This is a genomic window from Streptomyces sp. CB02923 (genome assembly GCF_001905005.1).
Classification (GTDB): domain Bacteria; phylum Actinomycetota; class Actinomycetes; order Streptomycetales; family Streptomycetaceae; genus Streptomyces.
The window spans coordinates 32222-54755 of record NZ_LWKZ01000026.1; the positions used below are offsets into that span (position 1 = coordinate 32222).

The window sequence follows — 22534 nt, forward strand, 5'->3', positions numbered from 1 at the left end:
GCGACTTCTTCATCACCGGGTGGCCTGCTTCGGGAACGTAAGCGGTATTCGAGTGTCATGTCAACGGGTGGTCCTCCTGGACGAGGGTTCGCGTCATCAACCGAATTGGTACGCTTCTGGTATGACAGATGCGAGAACGTCGATGCCCAGAGGTCTGTTCGGTGACGACGTCCTCCCGTTGTACGAGCGCACAGCCACGCAGTTGCTCGACGACCTGCGCGCCGCCGCCGCCCGCCCCGGTGACCGGCTGCCCTCCGAGCGGGCTCTGGTCGACCGGTACGCCGTGTCGCGCGTGACGCTGCGAGCGGCCCTCGCGCAATTGGAGTCGCGGGGCATCGTGCGGCCGTCGTCGTCGCGCGGGTGGTTCGTCGCCGAGCTCGGTCTGCTCCCCGAGGCGACGATGACATCCGCCTCGACGGCCCCGCAGGTCCAGGGGTTCGCCGACTATGCACAGGTCAACGGTTTGACGACGGCCGGCAAGGTGCTCTCCGCCACCGTTCGCCCGGCCACGGTGTCCGAGGCCGAGCAGCTCCGGATCGCTCCGGGCGCCGACCTCTTCGACCTCCACCGACTGCGCTTCCTCGACGGCCTGCTCGTCGTGCTCGAACACAACCGGCTTCCGTTGGCGGTCTGCCCTGCCCTGGCCGAGACCGACTTCACCACGGCCTCGCTCTACGCCACCCTGCGCGCCGCCGACCCGCCGCAACTGCCCCGCGTCGCCGACTACTCGGTCGAGGCCCGCCACCCGACGCCACGGGAGATCGAGCTGTTCGAGATCGGGGAGACCATGCCGATGCTCGTCGCGACCCAGCTGACGTCGAACCAGGAATCACGCCCGATCGAACTGACCGTCCAGGTCTACCGGGGGGACCGCTACCGGTTCCGGGCCTCCATCACCAACCAGAGTTAAACGATCACCAACCCGACTTGGACGATCACCAACCGGACGTGAACGATCGCCGCGGGATTGCCGGTTCGACTACGCAATACCAGTTACATACCAGAATAAGACTATTGACGACCCTAAATGAGACCAGTACTGTCCGGAATGAGCCGCAGGCCATGACGGCACATTGGCTTGAGATGCACGTTGAGTGTTGAGTAAGGGGTTGGCAATGCAGAGCCCATTGAGCGAGGTGGTCCGGCGTCAGAAGGCCGGACAGCCGCAGGGCATCACCTCGGTGTGTTCGGCTCATCCGCTGGTCATCGAGGCAGCCGTGGTGCAAGCACGGGAGACCGGCGGTCATGTACTGGTGGAGGCGACCTCGAACCAGGTCGACCAGTACGGCGGTTACACGGGCATGCGGCCCGCGGACTTCCGCGACCTCGTGTACGGCATCGCCGCCGAAAGTGGTCTGCCACTGGACCGCGTGATTCTCGGCGGCGACCACCTCGGACCGAACCGGTGGCAGTCCCTGACGCCCGACGAGGCGATGGAGCGGGCCGACGCCCTGGTCGCCGCCTACGTGGCGGCGGACTTCACCAAGATCCACCTGGACTGCAGCTTCGCCTGCGCCGGTGACCCCGTACCGCTGACCGACGACGTGGTCGCCGAACGCGCCGCGCGGCTGATCCGGGTGGCCGAGGAGACGGCCGGCCCCGAGCGGGCCGAGCGGATCCGGTACGTGATCGGTACCGAGGTGCCCACCCCCGGCGGCGCGCACGAGACGCTCGACGCGCTCGTCCCGACCACGCCCGAGGCGGCGCGCACCACTCTGGAGCAGCACCGCAAGGCGTTCGCCCAGCACGGCATCGACGAGGTCTGGCCGCGCGTCATGGCCCTCGTGGTCCAGCCGGCCGTCGAGTTCGACCATGTGCAGGTCGTCGACTACCGGCGCGAGCTGACCGAGGAGCTGCGCAAGGTCCTCGACGACGAACCCACCATGGTCTACGAGGCCCACTCGACCGACTACCAGACCGCCGAGGCGCTCACCGCGCTGGTCGAGGACCACTGGGCGGTCCTCAAGGTGGGCCCCGGTCTGACCTTCGCCCTGCGGGAAGCGCTGTTCGCCCTCGCCGCGATCGAGGACGAGCTGGTGCCGGCCGCCGAGCGGTCACGCCTTCCCGAGGTCGTCGAGGAGCGGATGCTCGCCGAGCCCGCCAAGTGGGAGGGCTACTACCCGGGCAGCGCTGCCGAGCAGCGCCTCGCACGCCGGTACAGCTACAGCGACCGGATGCGTTACCACTGGCCCGACCCTGAGATCGAAAAGGCCCAGGCCCGGCTGATGGACAACCTCTCGGCCGTGGACATCCCGCTGCCGCTGCTCAGCGCCCACCTCCCGCTCCAGTACGCCCGCGTCCGCCACGGCGAGCTCGCCGCCCGGCCGCGCGACCTGGCCGTGGACCACGTCCGCGACGTTCTGCGCGACTACGACCGCGCCTCCCACCCCCACCTGATGGAGCACGTGTGACCACGCCCTCCGGCCCCCTGTCCCTGGACGACGGCGCCGCCCACACCGTCCGCGAGATCGCCCAGCAGCCCGCCCTGTGGCGGGAGGTCGACCGGATCGTCGCGGCCTCCCGGGAGTCGCTGGACGCCTTCGTGCGTCCGCTCGTCGCCCGCGGTGACCTGCGCGTCGTACTCACCGGTGCCGGCACCTCCGCGTTCGCCGGCCAGGTGCTCCAGCCCGCCCTGGCCCGGCGCCTGGGACGCCGCGTCGACGCGGTCCCCACCACGGACCTCGTCGCCGATCCCCGCGGCTGTCTCGCCGAGGACGTTCCCACGCTGCTGGTCTCCTTCGCACGCTCGGGTGACAGCCCGGAGTCCGTGGCCGCCACCGCCCTGGCCGACCAGGTCCTCTCCGAGGTGCACCACCTCGTGATCACCTGCAACGAGCAGGGCCGCCTGGCCCGCGAGCACGCGGAGCTGCCGAAGTCCCACGTGCTGCTGATGCCGGCCGCGTCCAACGACCGCGGTTTCGCCATGACGTCGAGCTTCACGTGCATGACGCTCGCGGCACTGCTCGCCCTCGGCGGCAGCGCCTACGACGGGGTCGCCGAACGCCTGGCCGGGGCGGTCGAGTCGATCTGCGAGAGCGACGCCGTGGACCGCACCGTCGGCGCCCTCGTGGCCCGCGGGCCCGAGCGCATCGTCTTCCTGGGCAGCGGCCCGCTGAAGGGCCTCGCCGAGGAGTCGGCGCTGAAGGTGCTCGAACTCACCGGTGGGAGCCTCATGGCCGTCTCGGAGACCTCGCTGGGATTCCGGCACGGTCCCAAGGCGGTGCTCAACGACCGTTCGGTCGCCGTGGTGTACATGTCGAACGACCCCTACACCCGCAAGTACGACCAGGACATCTCCGCGGAGCTGCGCGAAAGTCTTCCCGCCGGCAGCGTCGTCACCGTCTCCGCGGGCCCCGACGCGGAAGCGGACGGCAACGACGCCTGGCCGCTGCCGGGCCTCGATGGCGTCGAGGACGTCGCCCTGGCGCTGTCGGCTGTGGTGTACGCCCAGCTCATCGCCCTGCGCGCCTCCCAGGCCCGGGGCCTGCGGGCCGACAACCCGTTCCCCTCGGGTGAGGTCAACCGCGTCGTGCAGGGCGTGACCCTGCACTCCTTGCACAACTGATCAAAGGCATCAACGGCGCGGATCCAGGGCGCCTGACGGAGGTACAACGATGTTCCTAGGTGTCGACGGTGGCGGTACGAAAACCGCATTCTGCCTGGTCGACCGGGGCGGACAAGTCGTGGCGCGAGCGCAGGCGGCAAGTTCGTACTACTTCTCCCACGGCATCGAGCTCGTCGAGCGTGTGCTGGGGGAAGGCGTCGACGCTGTCTGTGCGGCGGCCGAACTGACCCCCGCCGACATCGAGTACGCCTTTTTCGGCTTGCCCGGTTACGGGGAGGCGGCCCGCGATCTGCCCGTCCTGAACGCGACCCCGCGAGCCGTGCTCGGACACGACCGCTACGCCTGCGACAACGACATGGTCTGCGGCTGGGCCGGTTCACTGGGCGCGGTCGACGGCATCAACGTCATCAGCGGTACCGGCTCCATGACCTACGGCGAGCGGCTGGGCCGGGGGGTGCGCGTCGGTGGCTGGAGCGAGATGTTCGGCGATGAGGGATCGGCGCACTGGATCGCGGTCCGCGGTCTCAACGCCTTCTCGCGGATGGGCGACGGACGGCTCCCCGAGGGCCCCCTGGCCAAGGTGTTCCGGCGCCACCTGGATCTCGCGTCCGACCTCGATGTGATCGACGTCGTCCACAACCGGTGGCAGGGCGACCGCAGCCGGATCGCCGCGCTCAGCCGCTCGGTGGCCGAGGCGGCCGGTCTGGGCGACGAGGCCGCCTCGGCGATCCTCGCCAAGGCCGGCCGGGAACTCGCCCTGCTCGTCGACGTCACCCGCGAGCGGCTGGAGTTCGGCCCGGACGAGACCGTACCGGTCTCCTACTCGGGTGGCACCTTCAGCGCGGACGCGGTTCTGGAGGCGTTCGCCACCGGACTGAAGAGTCGTTTCACCCACTACGAACTGCGACAGCCTCTGTACGAGCCCGTCGTAGGTGCCGCCCTGTACGCGGCGAAAATCGCCGGAACCCCGCTCGACCAGCCCGCGCTCGACGCGCTGCGCATGGCCTCCGGGATCTCTGCCTCAGAAGGGGAAGACCGATGAACAGAGGCACGAAGAGCTGGATCCTGTACGCGTCGCTGCTGGTCCTGTTCTGGGGTGTGTGGGGCGCCTTCTCCAGCGAGCCGAACAGCAGGTACGACTACCCCAACGAGATGATCTACATCATCTGGGCCTTCACGATGCTCATACCCGCGTACTTCGCGATGCGCGGCAACACGTTCGACCGCCGGCCGGTCGCCGCCGTGTACGGACTGATCGCGGGGCTGACCGGCGCCGGCGGCCAACTCCTGCTGTTCCACGCGCTCGCCAACGGCCCGGCGTACCTGATCTTCCCCCTGGTGTCGCTCTCCCCGGTGATCACCGTCCTCATGGCGATGGCGCTGCTGCGGGAGCGGATCAACCGGCTCGCCCTGGTGGGTGTCGTCGCGGCGCTGGCGGCGATCGTGCTGCTCAGCATTCCCAGCGGCAAGGACGACTCGAACGCGCACGGCCCGTGGCTGCTGATGGCCATCCTGGTCTGTGTCGCCTGGGGCGTGCAGGCGTTCTGCATGCGCAAGGCCGCGGTGGTCGGGGTCAACGACGCGACGACCTTCGGCTGGATGACCATCAGCGGACTGCTGCTGGTTCCGGTGGCGTTCGTGATGATGGGCGACTTCCCGTCCGACGCTCCGTGGCAGGCGCCGGCACTCACCGCGGTGACGCAGGTCCTCAACGCGATCGGCGCGTTGTTCCTGGTCATGGCGTTCAGCCGGGGCAAGGCCACGGTCGTCGCCCCCATCACCAACGCGCTGGCCCCGGTGCTGACCATCGTGCTGTCCCTGGCGGTCTACCGGACGCTCCCGAACGTGTGGGGCGCCCTCGGTATCGTGCTGGCCCTCGCGGGCTCGACCCTGATGGTCTACAGCGACGAGAAGAGCGGCGAGAACTCCGTGGCCCCGGGCGCCGCGGACGTCGGCGCGGACGCGAGTCCGGCCCCGCAGAAGTCCTGACCGCCCACATATCCGTACCGGCCGAACCACGTGATCGCCCACGTATCCGTACCGGCCGAACCACGTAGCGGTACGGGCCGACACCGGCCCGTACCCACCGAACCGACAGGAAAGCGAGGGGACACCTTCATGCCCCTGGTTCCCACGCGCGAACTCGTCTCGAAGGCCGCCGCCGCAGGCCGGGCCGTCGCGGCGTTCAACGTGATCACGCTGGAGCACGCCGAGGCGATCACCGCCGGCGCGGCCGCCGCGGGCGCCCCGGGGGTGATCCTGCAGATCAGCGAGAACGCCGTACGGTTCCACGGCGGCCGGGTCGAGCCGATCGCACGGGCCGCGGCCGAGGTCGGCAAGGCCTGTGACGTCGACGTCGCACTGCATATGGACCACGTGACGGACATGCGGCTGCTGCGCACGGCGGCCGACGCGGGGTTCTCCTCCGCGATGTTCGACGCCGGGGCGCAGCCGTACGCCGAGAACCTCGCCGCCACCCGCGCCGCGGCCCAGTGGGCCCACGGCGCCGGCCTGTGGCTGGAGGCCGAACTCGGCTATGTGGGCGGCAAGCCCGACGCTCCCGCGAGCGCCCACGCCGCCGGGGTGCGCACCGACCCGCAGGAGGCGGCGCGCTATGTCGCGGACACCGGCGTGGACGCCCTGGCCGTCGCCGTCGGCAGCAGCCACGCGATGACCGAACGCTCCGCGACCCTGGACCACGCGCTCATCGAACGCCTGCGGGAGGCCGTGCCCGTACCTCTGGTGCTGCACGGTTCGTCGGGCGTCGGCGACGACGATCTGCGACAAGCCGTTCAGGCGGGCATCGTGAAGATCAACATCGGTACCGCTCTCAACGTCGCGTTCACCGGCGCGGTCCGCAAGACGCTGGCGGAACGCCCCGACCTGACCGACCCCCGCCCCTACGTCGCCCAGGGCCGGGAGGCGATGGCGGAGACGGTCCGGGTCCTGCTCGGTGTGGTGAGCGGCTGAGCGGGGGCGAAGCTTTTCCCGCATCTGGTGTCGCCTAGTGCGAGGTTCGGGAAGTGGAAGACCGTGTACGAGGGGCGGACGACCCGCCGGCTTCGACAAGACGATCTACAAGCGCAGGAACGAAGTGGAGCGGACCATCTTGGCGCTCAAGAACTCCCGTGCCGTGGCCACCAGGTTCGACAAGCGCGCCTACGTCTTCCACGGCACCGTTACCGTTGCCGCGATCCGCCTCCGGCTCAGGACGTGATCGGGCGGCCGGGCTTCAGAGCCACCGCTGTGCCGCCTCGACGCTGTCCCCGCCACTGGTGTTGAACGCAATCGCGGCCTGGGGAGCATGGCGCCGGATCAGGTTCACGACCTGTTCGAACAGCGGAAGCAGCGGCTCGGACTTGCGAATCCCGCCGCCGACGACCACGACATCCCACGGCTGCTTGGTCAACGATGCGACGAGGGTGGACTCGACCGATTCGTCGAACACGATCAGCGCCATGGCCGCGTCGATGCCGTGCTCACCGAATCGGGCCAGTTCCGCATCGAGCGCCGCACGAAGAGCCTCTCCGTCGACGCCAGGTATCGCTTGCGGGTCGTAACCAACAACAAGTGCAGAAGACATGCGGCCAACCTACGAGTCCTGCCCGTGCATGATCCGTTGGACAGGATCTAGGCACCCCGACCGGCCACCCCGCGCAGAAACGGCCCGGCAGCGCGCGGGCTGGCCCGGCCAGGCCGAAGTCAGTCTCGCGAGCGCTGCCGGAGCTGGGAGAGGCCGGCGCGCTGGTGCCTGAGCCGGTAGTTCTCCTCCACCGCCGCGCGCTTCCTCCCCCCGCAGCTCGCGAGCGTGCTCACGAGCTGCATCCAGCCGCTCCGACAGTTCGGCCCACCGCGCATCCACCGGCATGGAGTACAGCTTCCCGCGGTCGACCCCTGCCATGTCGGTATCGGCCGCACCTTGTTCTCCGGAAGTTATAGAAAGTCACAGGTCAAGGGGATATGGCGCAGCTTCTCACCAGAATGCAGGCGAGCCTTGAACTACTTGGGCAGGGCGGCTGAACGTCTCCCCGGTGGCGAGGACTCTGCCCGCGTCGTGACGGGGCCGGGCTACGGTTCTTCGGGCCCGGCGGCCTGCCTGGTCCGGGGCGGGAGGGTTTCGGTGCGCCGGCCGGCGAGCAGGGACGCATCGGGCCGGGACGGGCCCCCTCCCGGAGCCGCCGGCGGTCCTGCCCGGCCGGAAGGCGCCGCCGGCCGGGCAGGGCGAGCCGGGGTCAGGCCGGGCGGGTCCGCGCCCAGTCGTAGAGGATGTGCGCGTTGTCGCCGAGGCGGGTGGCGTAGAGGGTGTCGGGCTGCCCGCCTGCGAGGTCCTCCGTGGTGGAGGTGACGCCGACGACGGTGCCGGTGCCGGTCCGGGTGTCGAAACCGGCGAGGTGGGGCCCACCGCTCGCGCCGGACGCCATGTCGCAGCCCTCGCCCCACAGCAACGGGGCGTCGGGGCCCTGCCGGTCCGGCCCCGCGCAGTGGATCAGTCTGTTTCCGCTGTAGATGGCGCCCGGGTCGTTGAGCTTGTCCTTCGGGTACCCGAAGGTGTGGATGAACTCGCCCCCGGCCGGCTTGGTGAACGCGATCCGCTGGCTTCCCGTGATGTCCGCGATCCGGCGTCCGCCTGCTGCCGGGTTCGCCACGAGGAACGCCGCGTCGTGGCCCGCGACGGCGACGTCGTCGGACGTAACCGTGGCGGGATCGGCGTCCCAACGGGACGAGGTGGCCATGGCCTTGATGGTGAAGCCGCCGAGCGGTTTCGTCCCGTTGCGGTAGCCGGGTACGAAATAGAAGTTGTGGTTCCACGTGTCGTCACCGGCGGCCGGCCCGACGCCCCGCAGGCAGTGTGCCGCCGTGACGACGGTGCTGTGGTTCGCGCCGCTGACGACCGTGGCGGTGCAACTGCCGTCGTAGCCGTCGGAGAAGGTGAAGAAGAGGCGGCCGACGTTCCTGTCCACCGCTCCGCCGTGCGCCCACGTGGCGCCCGGATCCGGGGTGTTGGCGGGCAGCGGACGCGGGTCGTCGGGCGTGTTGTCGTCCTCGGGGACGGGCGTGATCTCGGGGATCATGGCGCCCGCGAGCTTCATCCTCGTGGGCGTCCAGTAGGTGTCGATCCGGCTGCGCTCCCCAGCGGTGGTGACGCCCGGATGCGTGGTGACGGACTTGGGCTGCGCCGCGAGGGCAGCGGTCGGCGGCAGCACGGCCGTCGTGGCGGCGCCGAGCAGGAGCGCTCCTGCGGTGGCGAGGCCGCGGTAGCGGGTTCTGCGGCGGACTGAGGTCGTTCCCATGGTCGTTCCTGGTCTCTTCCGGGGGTACGGGCCCGGCCCGCGGGAGGCTGCCGTGCCCTCCGCGGGGCGCCGCGCTGCCGGCCCGTGGCCGGGAGGGGACGCCCACCCGCTCCCCGCCCTGAACGGCGGGTGCCCGGCGCGATCGTGCCACCCCGGACCCGGGTGCGCTCCCTCCTCCGGAAAGACGTCCGACGAGGGTCGGGGTTGCCGACCGTGGGGGAAGATTCTGCGAGGCCGAGGCCGAGGCGGGGAGGCGGACGGGGCTCCCTTTGTACCGCTCCCCTCCTCCTGGCTCCTGGCCGATGGGCTTGGGCAGCAGCCGGCATCACTGCCCGCGCCCCGCCGCGAGGACGCTGACGGTGACGGCGACGGTGACCACGCTCGGCGCGGACGAGCGGCGTACGGCGGGCCGGACCTGGGCGGCGGAGGCGATCTCCGCGAGGTCGAGTGGGAACGTGACGGCCTGGGCCCGTGGCGCGCCCACACGTACGGCCTCGGCGGCCTGGTCGAGCCGGGCCTGACCTGACCGCGTCCGGCGAGGATGACGCGGGCGCCGTGCCGCGCGAGCACACGGCGGTCTTCAGCCCGAAGCCGCCGCCCCCACCTGTAATCAGTGCGGTGCGGCCGGACTGGTCGGGGATGTCGCCGGGGGGCCAGTGGTTCATCACCGCCACGCTCCCTGGGTGTGCTGCTTCCGTGCTCAGGACCTCCGGCCAGGCTGCACAGCCTCTCTCCTCTCCGAGGGGCCTTCATGCAGTCAGGGCTGTATGACCCGCAAGGCATCGCGATCAGTGAGGGTACGCGGCAAGGCCAGCGGATCGTGATGGCCAGGAACCTGCTCCGGGGCCGCCGAGGCTCACGAGAGCCAGTGGGTGTAGCGGGTGGGGGCGAGGCGGGCGTCCTTGCCGGTATCGGTGAGGACGTCACCTTTGACGGCGGCGAACATGCCGGCGGCGGGGTCCGTGACGACCGTACGGTGGTCGCCCCGTCGGGACAGGGTGAGACGGCCCAGCTCGTCCAGAGAGAAGACCTCGGGGCCGGCGATGTTGCGGATGCCGTGCAGCGGAGGCCCGGCGGCGACCTCCGCCACCGCGGCGGCCACGTCCTTGGCGGCGATCGGCTGGACCGGTGTGGCGGGGAGCCGGATGGTGTCGCCGTCGGCGGTCCAGGACAGGACGCTGTCCATGAACTCCATGAACTGCGTTGCCCGCACGATCGAGTAGGGAATCGGGCCGGCCGCCAGAATGTGCTCTTGGAGTGCCTTGGCCCGGTAGTAGTCCAGTTCGGGCACCTGGTCGACGCCGACGATCGAGAGGATCACGAAGTGGCCGACAGCGCTTCGCCGGGCCGCGGCGAGGAGGTTGTCCATGGAGGTCTGGAAGAAGGCCGGTGACGCCTCGTCGAACGTCGGGGAGTTCGTGAGGTTGACGAGGACGTCGGATTCCGCCACCGCGCCGTCCAGTCCCCGGCCGCTGATGACGTCGACTCCGGTGGACGGCGAGTGCGGCACTGCCTGGTGTCCCTCGGCGTTGAGGACCTTGACGACCTGCGACCCGATCAGACCGGTACCGCCCATGACCGCGAACTTCATGACATGCCTTTCGCCGGAGGTATGTGCGCGTTGTGCCGGGAGGGCGTGTGATCGTCGACGAACGTGACGGTCTCCTCAAGCGGCGCCCGGCCCGTACGGGGGCCTGCCGCCGCGACGTCCTCGAAGCCGATCGACAGGCCGCAGAAGAGGATGAGCCCGTCCGGGGGCGACAGCACCTCCGCGACGGTCCGGTGGAACTTGGCCCAGGCCATCTGCGTACAGCTGTGCAGCCCCTCCGCGCGGAGCAGCAGCATGACCGTCTGCAGATACATGCCCGCGTCGGACCATTGGGGCAGCCCCATGGTGCGGTCGATGTAGCAGAAGAGCGCGGCGGGCGCACCAAAACAGTCCCAGTTCGCCGAGGCGGCCCTCTGGCGCGCCTCCACGTCTTCGCGCGGAATGCCGAGTGCTCCGTAGCGCTGCTCGCCGAAGGCGGCCCGGCGCTCGCGGTACGGGGACTTCAGCGCGGGCGGGTACATCTCGTACTCCGCCCTGTCCCAGAGGTCGCCGACGGCCAGACGCTCACCGGCGCGCTTCTTCAGTTCGGCCAGCGGTCCGCCGGTCAGCACGTAGGCGTGCCACGGCTGGAGGTTCGACCCGGAGGGCGCCCAGGCCGCGGCGGACAGCACGCGCTCCAGAGTCTCTCTCGGTACGTGCCGGTCGGTGAAACCCCGCACCGCTCGCCGGCTCCTGACCGCTTCGTAGACGTCCACGGTGATCCGCCTCCCGGGCTCAGGTGGTGGGGATGTCGAGGGGCAGGGCGCTGAGTGGCGATTCGAGGGGGCAGGTGTCGTTGTCGAGCCTGCCCAGCGCATGCCCGCTCTTCAGCAGCGTGGCCACGAAGTAGCGGGCCATCAGGCTGTGGACCGCCTGGGTCGGATGGCGCGGGTCGCTGGTGGTGAAACACCGGCGGACCTGGGCCGGGACGGGGTCCTGGGCCGGGACGGGGTCCTGCGCCGGGACGGGGTCCTGCGCCGGTGCCGGAGGTGTGCCGGTGTCGTAGAAGGGCCGGACCCCCGTCGGCTGGGATTCACTCGACAACTGCCAGGCCGCCGGCTCGCGGCCGACATGCTCCATCCACTTGCTCATGGTCACCAGGTGGACATGCCCCTGGGCGGGCGCGCCGTTTCCTTGCGGCCAGTCCGACACGAGACTCGCGAGGAGCGCGTTGTAGCGATCGATCACGGGCTCGCCGCTGTATACGTTCGGAAGGTCGACGACCATGAAGTACTGCTCGGCCTCGGCCCCGGGAGAATCGGACACGATCGCTTCGATCAGTGACCGCGTCTCCGCCACGGCCGGAAAGGCGCCGACTCCGTCCTCGGATTCCTCGGGATGTGCCCGGCTCCAGGTCTCCCAAGCCGTGTAGTCGTTCGTGGACGGCAGGTTCGGCGCTTTCGTACGGTCGTGGTCGGGGCGTTCCACGGTGACGAAATCGTTGAGGCCGGCCCACAGAATGTGCAGGGTTGGCCCGTCGAACTCCGTACCCAGGAAGCTGCGCTGGGCCAAGTAGTCCTCCACCTGTCCCCTGAGGCAGCTGAGAGACCCGAACCCGCGGGTGAACGTCCGGTCCCGGGCGACGACGCACCCTCCCCTGGCGTAATTGACGTACCTGACCTGCTGCGGGGACGGAACCGGCCGTCTCTCCCATCCGCTTTCGCCACCCGGATGCCCGACGCATTCGTCGAGATTCCGCCACGGCCTCATCTCGGGCGGCTTGTCACCGGGATCGACGTCCAGGACCGAATAGCGTGTCAGGGTACGGTAGTCGGCCGACTTACGGATCGTCAGGTCGCTGTTTCCCCACATGAGCGCATCGCCGGTGGACCACTCGACCAGAAAATCGGTCCAGTTCTTCCCGTCGCTGTACCGGCCGGACTCGTTCACACACAGAGCGCCGGGCCACCGGTCCGGTCTCTCCGTCGGCCAGAGCCACCTGTTGCCGATGTCAGAGATGTTGTCGCCGAAGACGACAACATTCTTCATCTTGGCCACTCTACTCACCCACAGCTCATTGACTGCCAGGAGGATTTCGTCCGGCCCTGGCGCTGTGGACGGGGACCCTAGAACGGGATCCCGGTGTTGTGTAGGGGCGAGGTGCGACAGAATCCCCGTTTCGATCGCTGCCAGACGGGCCGCCTAGCGAAGATTGCCGAGACCCGCCGGCAAGGCCATCGGATCCCTGCATCGCCGGCGCGCTGAGATCAGACGCCTGATCCACTCGGGCGGTACTCCGCGCGCACAGGTGTGTCGGGCGCGCGGGCCCGCGCGCGGCCGGTTGTTTTCTTCCCTGCCTTGGCTGGTTCCTGGTCCCGAATGGGCTGTGGTGGCGCGAGGTCGTTGGCGGTTGGTGATTCGAGCGACGTCCGTTGCCCGTGCTGCATTCGTGGTGAAACCTTATGGCCATTTTTGGTTGCGGATGGTTCAAAGGGCAGTCCCAGGAAAATCGTCACCTAGCCTCCTGCGAAACCAAGCAGGGATGCGCCGACTCGTCGAACATTGCCTGACGGTTTCCACGACTTGCCTTTGAACGGGGTGTACTGGCGAGAGGAACAAACGCGTCACCTGCTTGGCCTTCGCATGAAGCGAGGAGAAGAAACACGTCATGGTCAATTCATCCATCGCCATCGCAGCCGGGTTGGCCGGTCACCTCGAAGCCCCACGTGAGAAGGAACCTGTGAGCAATGCGCTGCTGGATCCCGCCGCGCAAGGGCAGGTGGACGAGGGGACGTTGGAGCGCACGGCCGGAACCAAGGCACACTGCCGCTCGGCTGAGTTCGCGGCCTACGAAACGGTGCTTTCCCGATTCCCCCTCACCCCGGCAGCGGACCCGTTCATTCGGCTCGCCCAGCCGGCATGCGCATCTCCCCCCCCCGCACCGCAACCTCAGGAAACCTCATGAACCACGACACCCGTCACGTACCCGACACTGTCCGCGCCTGGAACGACACCACCACCGATTACCCCCGCGACACGACGGTCCCTTTCCTCTTCGCCGGGCAAGCCCGTCGCAACCCCGACCGCCCGGCCCTGGAATGGGACGGGGGCCGCCTCACCTACCGGGAGTTGTACGCCCGTGTCCGCCGGGCCGCCGCGTACCTTCGGGCCCGTGGCATGGCGGACGGGGACACCGTCGCCGTACTGCTGCGGCGCTCCCCGGAGGCCGTGCTCGCCGTACTGGCCGTCCTGGAGGCCGGCGGTGCCTACCTGCCGTTGGACCCGGACGACCCGGAGGAACGCCTGGAGACGGTGCTGACCGGCGCCGGAGTCCGCCACGCGATCACCGGACCGGGCGAGCCGCCGGCCCCGGTCGGGCGGCATTGCACCCAGGTGACCACTGATGCCATGGCCGAGCAGCGGTCACCGGCCGACGACGAGCGCTGGGGAACGGACCGCCGCGCCACCGACCCGGCTTACGTGATCTACACGTCCGGCTCCACGGGAACCCCGAAGGGCGTCGTCTGCCCGCACCGCGGCCCGGTCCGGCTGGTGAAGAACACCAACTACCTGCAACTGGGTCCGGACGATCGCTTGCTGGCCACCACCGCGCTGACCTTCGACATCTCCTGCCTGGAGCTGTTCGCCCCGCTGCTGAACGGCGGCTGCCTGGTGCTGCCGGACCCCGAGGCGCTGCTGTCCGCCGACGCGCTGGAGGACATCCTGCGTACGGAGCGGATCAGCGTGCTGTGGCTCAGCGCCGGGCTGTTCCATCAGCACGCCGAGGACAATCCGCGCATGTTCGCCACCCTGCGCGCGCTGATCGCCGGGGGCGACGCGCTCAGCCCGTCCGCGGTGCGCGCCGTACTGCGGCACGGCCGGCCCGAACTGCTGATCAACGGGTACGGTCCCACCGAGGCGTCCTCGCTCGTGACCGCCCACCGGATCGAGGACCTCGCCTCCCATGCCGAGACGGTGCCGATCGGCCGCCCCATCGCGAACGCCACCGCTTATGTGGTCCGCGAGGACGGCCGCCTGGCCGAGCCGGGCGAGGACGGTGAACTGTGGGTCGGCGGTGACGGCGTCGCCCACGGCTACCTGGGCGAACCCGAACGGACGGCCGAGGTCTTCGTACCCGACCGGTTCGGGCCCGACCCCGACGCGCAGCTCTACCGCACCGGCGACGTGGCCCGCTGGCGACGCGACGGCATCCTGGAGTACCGGGGACGCCGCGACCGGCAAGTCAAGATCCGTGGCTACCGGGTGGAGCTCGACGAGATCGAAATCGCCCTGACCGGCCATCCCGAGGTACGGGAGGCGGCCGTGGACATCCTGGGAGCGGATGCCGGACAGCGCCTGGCCGCCGCGGCCGTGCCCGCCCCCGACGCCCGAGCCGAGGACCTCGCCGTACGGCTGACCGCCTACGCCCGGGACCGTCTGCCGCAATACATGGTTCCCGCGCAGCTGGCCACCGTCGAAGAGATCCCTCTCAAGACGAGCGGGAAGATCGACCGTGAGCGGTTCATGGAACTCGTCGCACGGCAGGACGGCCGCGCCGAAGGAGACGGCGCCCCACCGCGCGGCCCGGCCGAAGAGGCCATCGCCGAGGTGTGGAAAGACCTCCTCGGCTTGAACCACGTCGACCGCAACGACGACTTCTTCGCGCTGGGCGGCACCTCGCTGTACGCCACACAAGTCGCCTCCACCCTGCGAGACCGGCTCGACCTGCCCCCTGGTGCAAGCCGGACGTTGATACGTCACCTGCTGGAAGGCCCCTCCCTGTCCGACTTCGCCGCCCGCGCCGACGCGCTGCGCAACGGCGGCGACGAAGACGAAAGCCAGGTGGACTTCACCGCCGAAGCCCGGCTGGACGACCGGCTGCGCTTCGACGCTCCCGCAGCCTCCGCGCCCACCGCCCCCGATACCGTATTGCTGACCGGCGGCACCGGGTTCTTCGGCGTCCACCTGATCGACCAGCTGGCCAACGCCGGGGTGACGGAGATCCGCTGCCTGACCCGGGCCGACAGCCCCGACGCCGCGCACGCGCGCATCGCCGCGCGTATGCGCCACTACGGACTCGACCCGTCGTGCTGTGAGAACCGCATCGTGCCGGTCCCCGGCACCCTGGATTCCCCGCACCTCGGGCTGCCGGACGCCGACTGGGAGGACCTGGCCCGCACCACCGACCTCATCGTGCACGCGGGGTCCCAGGTCAACTTCGCCTACCCGTACGAGGCGCTCGCACCGGCCAACGTGGGCGGCACACGCACGATCCTCGAACTGGCCGCCGCCCAGCGCCTCAAGCCCGTCCACTACATCTCCACCGTCGCCGTCTGGGCCGGCGACGGGGCCGCAGGCACCCGCCGGGTGGACGAGGGCACCCGACCCGGCCACCCCGAACTGATCTCCCTGGGCTACCCGGAGACCAAGTGGGTCGCCGAACACCTCGTCCTCCAGGCCGCCGAACGCGGCCTGCCGATCGCCATCCACCGCCCCTACGAAATCACCGGGACGCGGGCGCGGGGCGTGTGGAACACCGACACGATGATGTGTGCCCTGTTCCGCACCATCGCCGAAACGGGCATCGCACCGGACATTCCGTTGCCGCTGGACTTCGTCCCGGTCGACTACACCGCCCAGGCCGTCGTGCACATCCTCACCCACGAGCAGCCCGACGGACGCACCTACCACCTCACCAACCCGCACCCCGCCCGCCTGCCGCTGCTGGCCGACCGTCTGCGGGCCATGGGCTATCGCCTCGACGACCTGACCTACGACTCCTGGGTCTCCCGCATCGCCGAGCTGACGGCCCGGCATCCCGATCACCCCATGGCGCCCTACCTGCCGATGTTCACCGACTCCGCCCACGGATCGGGACACACCGTCAAACAGCTCTACTTCGCCGGCACCTTCCCCGGCCTGGACCGCGCGCACGCCGATGCCGCCCTGCACGGCAGCGGCATCACCTGCCCGCCGGTGGACGGCGACATGATCGACCTCTACCTGCGCCGCTTCCAGGACATCGGCTTCCTCGCCCCGCCCCAGGGCACGGACGGCTGACGGAGCGGAACGCGTCCCTTGACGCCGTCCCGATGCCCTGGTCCGGCCGCGCTGCACCGTGATGCGGCCGGACCGGGGCTCCGTCATCCGCAGGGCCCGTGACCCGAGCCGATTGGGGACGGGCGCCTGCCTTTCGCAAACGTACGCAGGCCCGCTGCCCCAGTGCTGGACAGCGGGCCTGCGTATGTTCTCGGCTCTACTCGCCGTCGAGGACATACTCCCAGTAGCCTGCAACGGCCGTCGGAAGCTGACGGGCGAAGCTCAGCATACGGTCGGAACTCTCACCGCGCTGGAGCCCGTAGGCGATGACGTCCAGAGTGCCTTCGACGATTTCCTGAGACGGTTCGCTTCCCCACCATTCCATGTACTCGATCAGCGGATTGGGCACCTGCTCCTGACGTCGGCCCGCCTCAGCCAATTCGCTGAAGACCGCGCACCATACGCACAGGTCGCTGTACAGATACAGGGCGGCCTCTCCAGGCTCGGTGAGTACTCCCGCCAGCGTCATGCTGCGCATGGCACTCGTTGTCCGCGCATCCGCAGGGATTGACAGACTGTCCGGTTCCAAACCGACCGACTGGGCGACGGAGCCGAGCAGCGCACGAGCTTTCGCGACCGTGTGGACGACGAGCCCGAAGTAGCCGGCGGGCACCGCATGACGATGCTGAGCGACCAAGAGCGGATACGTCGCCAGTTCTGCTTCCTGACAGCAGAACTCGGCGGTCACCAGCCTCTGGAGCTGCTCCGGGACCGCCTTTCCGTCACGCATACGGGAGACCATCTCGACGCTTTCGATTGACCGAGCGATGTCTGGCCGCATGTCGTCAAGCAGTTGCTGTGCGTTCATGTTGTTGCCTCCTTGGTTGAGTTTTGGTCGTGCAGCGGCGGACCACCGGATACGTACGCGTTGCGACGTCATCGAAGACAGGAGGGGGCATCCCCTTCGTGAACACGAGAGATGCGCGCTGTTGGGTGGACACGAGAGAGCCGATCGCGGCGTGCATTCCGGGTCGTACAGCAAGGGCCGTCCGCCCGGGCGGTCGCGTTCCCAAAGATGGAACGGCACGGCGATATGAAGTGTGATCTCTCCCGCGATATCGCAGCGGTACCTGTTATTCACATGCTCGCCATTGCCCGGAACCTCGTCAACCAGTTCAGGGTCGCATGGCTGAAATTAACGAGTAGCGGCTTCGAACGCCTCGACTGCTTCACACATGCGCTACACCTACAGCATCACATTGCGCAGGAGCGCTGCCCCTGGGTTCACTCATCTGGATACAGTTACGGATGAGCACGCCCTGGGTGGAGCGACGTTGCTTCCGCGATGCATTTTGCACGGCAGCCGATTCGGGTGGTGTTCGTGCTGCGCTCGTGGCGAAGTTTTGTGGCCAAATCCGGTTCCAGATGCTTGAACCGGCGTCCGCAGGTAATTCGCCACTTAGCCTTCGACGAAATCGGGGAGGGTGGTGTGCTCCGCGCCTTTGCACGGGCGAGACCGAGAGCCAGAACCATCGACGTCTTGACGCCAATCACCGCCCGTTCACCGATTCCGACCGAGCGGGTGCGGTCCTCAATACGCAGCCGGTCGAAGTCAATGTGTGGATTGCGGTAATCGGTGTGCAGCGGCGGCGGGATAACACCGCCGACCAGTCACCAGTCATTGGCGGAGCAGCCATGCCCGATCGGTTCCTGACCGGCCGGCACCTCTGGGGAGCCGACGCAGACCGCGCTTGGCAGAACGGGCCCAGGAGTTGGCGATCTCTCGGATGGGGTCGAGTTTCTGCCGGGGAAGCAGTACCTGGTTCGCTACGCGGATGGGCAGCGTTCGCTACGCCGGTGGGCAGCGTTCGCTACGCGGGTGGGCAGCCGCAGCTTTGGCGCAGGACCAGCGAAGCGCGCGCCGGGAGCTGCGGGGAGGTGCCGTTGAGGAGCAGGCCGACGGCCTGCTGGGCCATGGCGTGCAGGGGCTGTTCGGTGACGGTGAGGGCGGGGGCGGTGTAGGCGCTGTCGGGGGTGCCGTCGAGGCTGATGACGGCCAGCCGGTCGGGTACGGGAAGTCCGTGGGCCCGGGCTCCGGCGAGGACTCCGATGGCCTGTTCGTCGGTGGCGGTGATCAGCGCGGGGGGCATGGCGCCTTCGCCGATCAGGCGCTCGGTCAGGGCGGCCGCCGCAGCGCGGGAGTACTCGCAGCGCAGCAGGGGGGCATCGGTCCCGGCGAGGGCCGTTTCCCAGGTGGCGCGACGCCGACCGACCGGGCCGGCGTCGTGCGGTCCGGCGAGGAAGGCGATGCTGGTGTGCCCGTGGCTGCGCAGGTGGGCGACGGCCTGCTGGACAGCGGCTTCGTTGTCGGCAGTCACGGCCGGGGCCCGCCCGTCCTCGGGCTGGTTGTGTACGTATACGGCGGGAGCACCGGCTTGCCTGGCCTGGGCGGCGACGTCGGCGCCGCCGTCGGCGGAGACGATGAGGAGCCCGTCGACCTGGGCCGCGAGGAACTTGTCGGCAAGGTGCTTTTGCCGCTCGGGCGAATATCCGGCGTTGCCGATCAGGGTGAGCTTGCCGTGCTGATCCAGTATCTGCTCGATATGCCGGGCCAGCGCCCCGAAGTAGGGGTTGGAGGCGTCAGCCAGGATCAGGCCGACCACGCCGGTGGTGCGGGAGCGCAGGGCCCGGGCGATGCGGTTGGGGCGGTAGTCCAGCTCGGCCGCGGCGGCCAGGACCCGCTCGCGGGTCTTGGCCGCGACCGGCCGGGGTCCGTTGTTCATCACATAGCTGACCACCGCCGTCGAGGTCCCGGCCGCGCGGGCCACGTCGGTCAGCGTCGGCGCCTTGCCTGCTCGCTTCGTCATAGCCCTTGCATCCTCTCATCTAAACGATTAGACATGAAGCGTGGTGGTCAGCGGCGCCAACGCTCTGCTGTCGGCCCGGGACGTGACCGTCGTCGACACCACCGGTGCCGGGAACGTCTTCTGCGGCGCGCTCGCCGCCGAACTCGCCCACCCCACACCCTCGTACGAAAGGAGCACGGCCATGCCTGCCCTTCCCCTGATTGTTGATACCGACACCGGATCCGACGACGCGGTCGCGCTGCTGCTCGCTGCCGCCAGCGGGCTGGGCGACATCCGGGCGGTGACCACGGTGGCGGGCAACGTGCCCGTCGAGACCGGCACCCGCAACGCGCTGATCTCCCTTGAGACCGCGGGCCGCACCGACATTCCCGTCCACCCCGGCTGCGCCCGGCCGATGACGCGGACCCTTTCCAGCGCCCAGCACGTACACGGCGAGGACGGCATGGGCGACATCGGACTGCCCGACCCGGCCGCCGCCTGCCAGAGCTCCCACGCGGTCGAGGCTTTGCTGTCCTGTCCCCGCGAACACCCGGGAGAGCTGATGCTGGTCACGCTCGCCCCGCTCACCAACATCGCCGCCGCCCTGCTGCGCGACCCCGAGCTGTTCACCCGCTACCGGCACGTGTACTGCATGGCCGGCGCCGCCGACCTGCGCGGCAACATCTCCCCCACCGCCGAGTTCAACGTCTGGGCCGACCCCGAGGCCGCCCGGATCGTCACGCAGGCCGCCACACCCGAGAACGTCACGTGGATCGGCTGGGACGTCTCCCGCAAGGATGCCGTCATGACCGAAGCCGACCAGCGACGCCTGGAGCAGCTCGGCACCCCGATGGCGACGTTCGCGCACCGCATCAACCGCACTGTGGCGGACTGGGCCCGCGACGTCACCGGGCTGGCCGGCTACGACCTGCCCGACCCCGTCGCCATGGCCGTGGCACTCAAGCCCGACTTGATCACCGAACAGGAGCAGGCCCACGTCGAGATCTCCGTCGCCGACGACACACGCGGCCAGATGATCGTTGACCGGCGGGTGTCCGCTCCCGCCCCCAATCTCACCCTGGTCCGCCGCGTGGACGAGAACGGCTTCAAGAAACTCCTGTTCGACACCGTCACCACACCCATTCCCACCGGCTCGCCGCTCGCCGGCGCAGCTCCTTCCACCTCCTGAACCGGACCGACTTCATGAGCACCCCCACCACGCGAATCCCGCGCTACGAACTGCACTGCCACCTCGACGGCTCCGTCCGCACAGGCACCGTCGCCGACCTCGCCCGCGACCAGGGCATCACCCTCGACCGGCCCGTCCGGGAACTCGTCGTGGCCCCGGCCCACTGCGGCAGTCTGACCACTTTCCTGACCTACATCGACCTCCCCTTGCAGGTCCTGCAGACTCCCGATGCCCTCGCCCGGACTGCCCGGGAACTGGTCGAGGACTGGAAAGCCGACGGTGTCGTCTACGGCGAAGTGCGCTTCGCCCCGCAACTGCACGGCCGCCACGGCATGGCCCTCGACGACGCCGTCCACGCGGTGGCCGAAGGGCTGACCCAAGGCCGGGCCGCCACCGGTGTGGCCACCGGGCTGCTGCTGTGCTGCCTGCGCCACCAGAGCCCCGACGAAAGCCTCGCCGTCGCCGAGACCGCCCTGCGGCACCGGGACGTCGTCGCCGGCCTCGACCTCGCCGGCGACGAGACCCTGTACACCGCCCAGCCCCACCGGGCCGCCTTCGACCTCGCCCACAGCGCCGGCCTGCCCTGCACCGTCCACGCCGGGGAAGCCGCAGGCCCCGAAAGCATGTGGGAGGCCATCGACGTCCTCGGCGCCCGCCGCATCGGCCACGGTGTGCGCTGCACCTCCGACACCGCACTCCTGAACCGGCTCCGCACCGACAACATCGCCCTCGAAATGTGCCCCACCAGCAACGCGCAAACCGGCGCCGTCCCCAGCCTCACCAACCACCCCGCCACCCCACTGCTCGCCGACGGACTGCCCGTCACCATCAGCACCGACACCCGCACCACCTCCGCCACCACCCTGCAACGCGAATTCGACGCACTGCGGCAGACCACCGGATGGACCAGCCGCCACGAGGCCATCACGCAAGAGAACGCCGCCCAGGCATCCTTCAACCTCGGGCGCGAGGGCTACACGACGCCGCCTTCCGGAACCTGACGACCCGTCAGGGTCGTGCCGTAGTAGATGCCGGATTTGCGCACCCCTCACTGGATCGCCAGCAAGCCGACGGCGGGGGGCGGTGGGCCGAGCGAAGCCAGCCGACGGCGGTCTCGTTGTCGCCTGGACGGCGTTCCCGGCCACTGGGACGGGCGCTGAATCACGCCGCTTGATGGCATCGATAACTTTCGCTCTCACCTGGTGTGATACGTCAGAGATCGCGGGTTCGAGCCTGTCCCTGATTTACGGTGACCGACGGGGCGACCTTGGTGAGGTATTCAGCGAAGGAGTAAGAAATTTCGTTGGGTCTCGGCCCAAGTGAGGGACCTGGGTTCTCGTTCCACGAATCGGTCCAGGCTTTGGTGGCGTTCCGGAGCGCTTTCACGGAGGTATGGACGTCGCGGCGGATGAATGTGTCGCCGGACGCTCCGGGCGCGAGTCCACCCCTGCGGGCACGGCCCGCCGAACGTCTACTCGGGCCCCGGGGTCTCCCGCGCCCGCGCCTGGTGCCGACGGGCTTTGAGCCGGTTCCCGCACGTCTTCATCGAGCACCACCGTGCGGTGTTGGCACGACTGCGGTCCAAGAGAAAGAGACGGCACTCAGGGTTCTCGCACGGCCGCAGACGGCCAGGCATCCGCTCTTTGACGTCCGCCCACGCGAGCACGAGTTCCACGGCGAGCCTGCGCTCCGGCGGCACCTCCAAGTGCCATTCCAGGCCCGACGCGCTGGGCTGCGGGACTTTGCGGACGCCCGCGAGGATCCGGCGCATACGGGGCTCCGCCGGCGTGCCCGACTCCACCGTCTGGAGCACGTCCCGGGCGATGCGCAGCCACCGACGCTCCTCGGCGCCGCCGAGTCCGCCGTGCTCCCGCGCCCACCTGTCCACCTCATGGTCGTCACACCACAGGTCCCGGGCTCGGCCATCCACAACAGGCGTGCTGTTCAGCGCCTGCAGCAGAGCTTGCTCCGGCAGCACGGACCCCACCTTCCCAACTAACCCCATCACGTCGATTGACAGGTTACCCCAAGGGGGGTCTACTGGACAGCTGGAGGCTAACCACCACACGACACTGA

The 22534-nt window shown here is 69.4% G+C and carries 18 protein-coding genes and 1 pseudogene; 10 read left to right on the forward strand and 9 right to left on the reverse strand.

Features of this window, described 5'->3' with window-relative positions:
• The first annotated feature begins 121 nt into the window (after positions 1 to 121).
• The 7 genes and pseudogenes from A6A06_RS31975 to A6A06_RS32005 form a co-directional block, all read left to right on the forward strand.
• The gene (locus tag A6A06_RS31975) at positions 122 to 910 is read left to right on the forward strand and encodes a GntR family transcriptional regulator (protein WP_073766141.1); all 789 of its coding nucleotides are present in this window, start codon (positions 122 to 124) and stop codon (positions 908 to 910) included.
• 205 nt (positions 911 to 1115) lie between these two features.
• A complete protein-coding gene (locus tag A6A06_RS31980; protein WP_073766143.1) occupies positions 1116 to 2411 on the forward strand; it encodes a D-tagatose-bisphosphate aldolase, class II, non-catalytic subunit in 1296 nt (431 codons plus the stop codon).
• Positions 2408 to 3565 carry an SIS domain-containing protein gene (locus A6A06_RS31985; protein WP_073766145.1) on the forward strand — a complete coding sequence of 386 codons (1158 nt, stop codon included), beginning with the start codon at positions 2408 to 2410 and terminating at the stop codon, positions 3563 to 3565. Before A6A06_RS31980 ends, A6A06_RS31985 begins: the two co-directional genes overlap by 4 nt.
• A gap of 49 nt (positions 3566 to 3614) precedes the next feature.
• Positions 3615 to 4607, forward strand: a complete 993-nt coding sequence (locus tag A6A06_RS31990) for a BadF/BadG/BcrA/BcrD ATPase family protein (protein WP_073766147.1) — start codon at positions 3615 to 3617, stop codon at positions 4605 to 4607.
• The gene (locus A6A06_RS31995) at positions 4604 to 5554 is read left to right on the forward strand and encodes a DMT family transporter (RefSeq protein WP_073766149.1); all 951 of its coding nucleotides are present in this window, start codon (positions 4604 to 4606) and stop codon (positions 5552 to 5554) included. Before A6A06_RS31990 ends, A6A06_RS31995 begins: the two co-directional genes overlap by 4 nt.
• A gap of 129 nt (positions 5555 to 5683) precedes the next feature.
• Positions 5684 to 6535: a class II fructose-bisphosphate aldolase gene (locus A6A06_RS32000; protein ID WP_073766151.1), complete on the forward strand. Its 852-nt coding sequence runs from the start codon at positions 5684 to 5686 to the stop codon at positions 6533 to 6535.
• A gap of 67 nt (positions 6536 to 6602) precedes the next feature.
• A pseudogene (locus A6A06_RS32005) lies at positions 6603 to 6782 on the forward strand (IS5/IS1182 family transposase); the annotation flags it as partial.
• A gap of 15 nt (positions 6783 to 6797) precedes the next feature.
• On the opposite strand, the gene A6A06_RS32010 reads toward A6A06_RS32005, so the two are convergent.
• The 6 genes from A6A06_RS32010 to A6A06_RS43625 form a co-directional block, all read right to left on the reverse strand.
• Positions 6798 to 7148 carry a hypothetical protein gene (locus A6A06_RS32010; protein ID WP_073766153.1) on the reverse strand — a complete coding sequence of 117 codons (351 nt, stop codon included), beginning with the start codon at positions 7146 to 7148 and terminating at the stop codon, positions 6798 to 6800.
• Between the two features lie 649 nt (positions 7149 to 7797).
• Complete coding sequence (locus A6A06_RS32020; RefSeq protein WP_073766156.1) at positions 7798 to 8856, reverse strand: trypsin-like serine peptidase; 1059 nt, start codon at positions 8854 to 8856, stop codon at positions 7798 to 7800.
• 325 nt (positions 8857 to 9181) lie between these two features.
• Positions 9182 to 9340, reverse strand: a complete 159-nt coding sequence (locus A6A06_RS42305) for a hypothetical protein (protein ID WP_199931318.1) — start codon at positions 9338 to 9340, stop codon at positions 9182 to 9184.
• 372 nt (positions 9341 to 9712) lie between these two features.
• Positions 9713 to 10447, reverse strand: coding sequence for an SDR family oxidoreductase (locus tag A6A06_RS32025; protein ID WP_073766158.1), 735 nt, complete (start codon positions 10445 to 10447; stop codon positions 9713 to 9715).
• Positions 10444 to 11160: a nitroreductase gene (locus tag A6A06_RS32030; RefSeq protein ID WP_073766160.1), complete on the reverse strand. Its 717-nt coding sequence runs from the start codon at positions 11158 to 11160 to the stop codon at positions 10444 to 10446. Before A6A06_RS32030 ends, A6A06_RS32025 begins: the two co-directional genes overlap by 4 nt.
• A gap of 19 nt (positions 11161 to 11179) precedes the next feature.
• A complete protein-coding gene (locus tag A6A06_RS43625; RefSeq protein ID WP_199931319.1) occupies positions 11180 to 12433 on the reverse strand; it encodes a hypothetical protein in 1254 nt (417 codons plus the stop codon).
• A 912-nt stretch (positions 12434 to 13345) separates the two neighbouring features.
• On the opposite strand from A6A06_RS43625, the gene A6A06_RS32040 reads away from it, so the two are divergent.
• Positions 13346 to 16444 carry an amino acid adenylation domain-containing protein gene (locus A6A06_RS32040; RefSeq protein WP_073766164.1) on the forward strand — a complete coding sequence of 1033 codons (3099 nt, stop codon included), beginning with the start codon at positions 13346 to 13348 and terminating at the stop codon, positions 16442 to 16444.
• Between the two features lie 196 nt (positions 16445 to 16640).
• Here A6A06_RS32040 and A6A06_RS32045 read toward each other — a convergent pair whose 3' ends face one another.
• Positions 16641 to 17291 (reverse strand): hypothetical protein, encoded by a 651-nt coding sequence (locus A6A06_RS32045; RefSeq protein ID WP_073766166.1) that lies wholly within the window; start codon positions 17289 to 17291, stop codon positions 16641 to 16643.
• A gap of 1003 nt (positions 17292 to 18294) precedes the next feature.
• Positions 18295 to 19290 carry a LacI family DNA-binding transcriptional regulator gene (locus A6A06_RS32050; protein WP_073766168.1) on the reverse strand — a complete coding sequence of 332 codons (996 nt, stop codon included), beginning with the start codon at positions 19288 to 19290 and terminating at the stop codon, positions 18295 to 18297.
• A 40-nt stretch (positions 19291 to 19330) separates the two neighbouring features.
• Here A6A06_RS32050 and A6A06_RS32055 point away from each other — a divergent pair, with 40 nt between their 5' ends.
• Entirely contained in the window at positions 19331 to 20458 is a 1128-nt protein-coding gene (locus A6A06_RS32055; protein WP_242441061.1) for a nucleoside hydrolase, read from the forward strand.
• Positions 20459 to 20472: 14 nt separating this feature from the next.
• Positions 20473 to 21459, forward strand: a complete 987-nt coding sequence (gene add / locus A6A06_RS32060) for an adenosine deaminase (protein ID WP_073766170.1) — start codon at positions 20473 to 20475, stop codon at positions 21457 to 21459.
• A gap of 470 nt (positions 21460 to 21929) precedes the next feature.
• Here the strand turns inward: add and A6A06_RS32070 are convergent, their stop codons facing one another.
• On the reverse strand, positions 21930 to 22436 hold the full coding sequence (locus tag A6A06_RS32070; protein ID WP_073766174.1) for a CGNR zinc finger domain-containing protein: 507 nt from the start codon (positions 22434 to 22436) through the stop codon (positions 21930 to 21932).
• Positions 22437 to 22534: the final 98 nt, after the last annotated feature.

Coding starts and splice junctions, on each gene's coding strand:
- A6A06_RS31975 (WP_073766141.1), top strand. CDS start 122: ATGACAGATGCGAGAACGTCGATGCCCAGAGGTCTGTTCGGTGACGAC.
- A6A06_RS31980 (WP_073766143.1), top strand. CDS start 1,116: ATGCAGAGCCCATTGAGCGAGGTGGTCCGGCGTCAGAAGGCCGGACAG.
- A6A06_RS31990 (WP_073766147.1), top strand. CDS start 3,615: ATGTTCCTAGGTGTCGACGGTGGCGGTACGAAAACCGCATTCTGCCTG.
- A6A06_RS31995 (WP_073766149.1), top strand. CDS start 4,604: ATGAACAGAGGCACGAAGAGCTGGATCCTGTACGCGTCGCTGCTGGTC.
- A6A06_RS32000 (WP_073766151.1), top strand. CDS start 5,684: ATGCCCCTGGTTCCCACGCGCGAACTCGTCTCGAAGGCCGCCGCCGCA.
- A6A06_RS32010 (WP_073766153.1), bottom strand. CDS start 7,148: ATGTCTTCTGCACTTGTTGTTGGTTACGACCCGCAAGCGATACCTGGC.
- A6A06_RS32020 (WP_073766156.1), bottom strand. CDS start 8,856: ATGGGAACGACCTCAGTCCGCCGCAGAACCCGCTACCGCGGCCTCGCC.
- A6A06_RS32025 (WP_073766158.1), bottom strand. CDS start 10,447: ATGAAGTTCGCGGTCATGGGCGGTACCGGTCTGATCGGGTCGCAGGTC.
- A6A06_RS43625 (WP_199931319.1), bottom strand. CDS start 12,433: ATGAAGAATGTTGTCGTCTTCGGCGACAACATCTCTGACATCGGCAAC.
- A6A06_RS32040 (WP_073766164.1), top strand. CDS start 13,346: ATGAACCACGACACCCGTCACGTACCCGACACTGTCCGCGCCTGGAAC.
- A6A06_RS32045 (WP_073766166.1), bottom strand. CDS start 17,291: ATGAACGCACAGCAACTGCTTGACGACATGCGGCCAGACATCGCTCGG.
- A6A06_RS32050 (WP_073766168.1), bottom strand. CDS start 19,290: ATGACGAAGCGAGCAGGCAAGGCGCCGACGCTGACCGACGTGGCCCGC.
- add (WP_073766170.1), top strand. CDS start 20,473: ATGAGCACCCCCACCACGCGAATCCCGCGCTACGAACTGCACTGCCAC.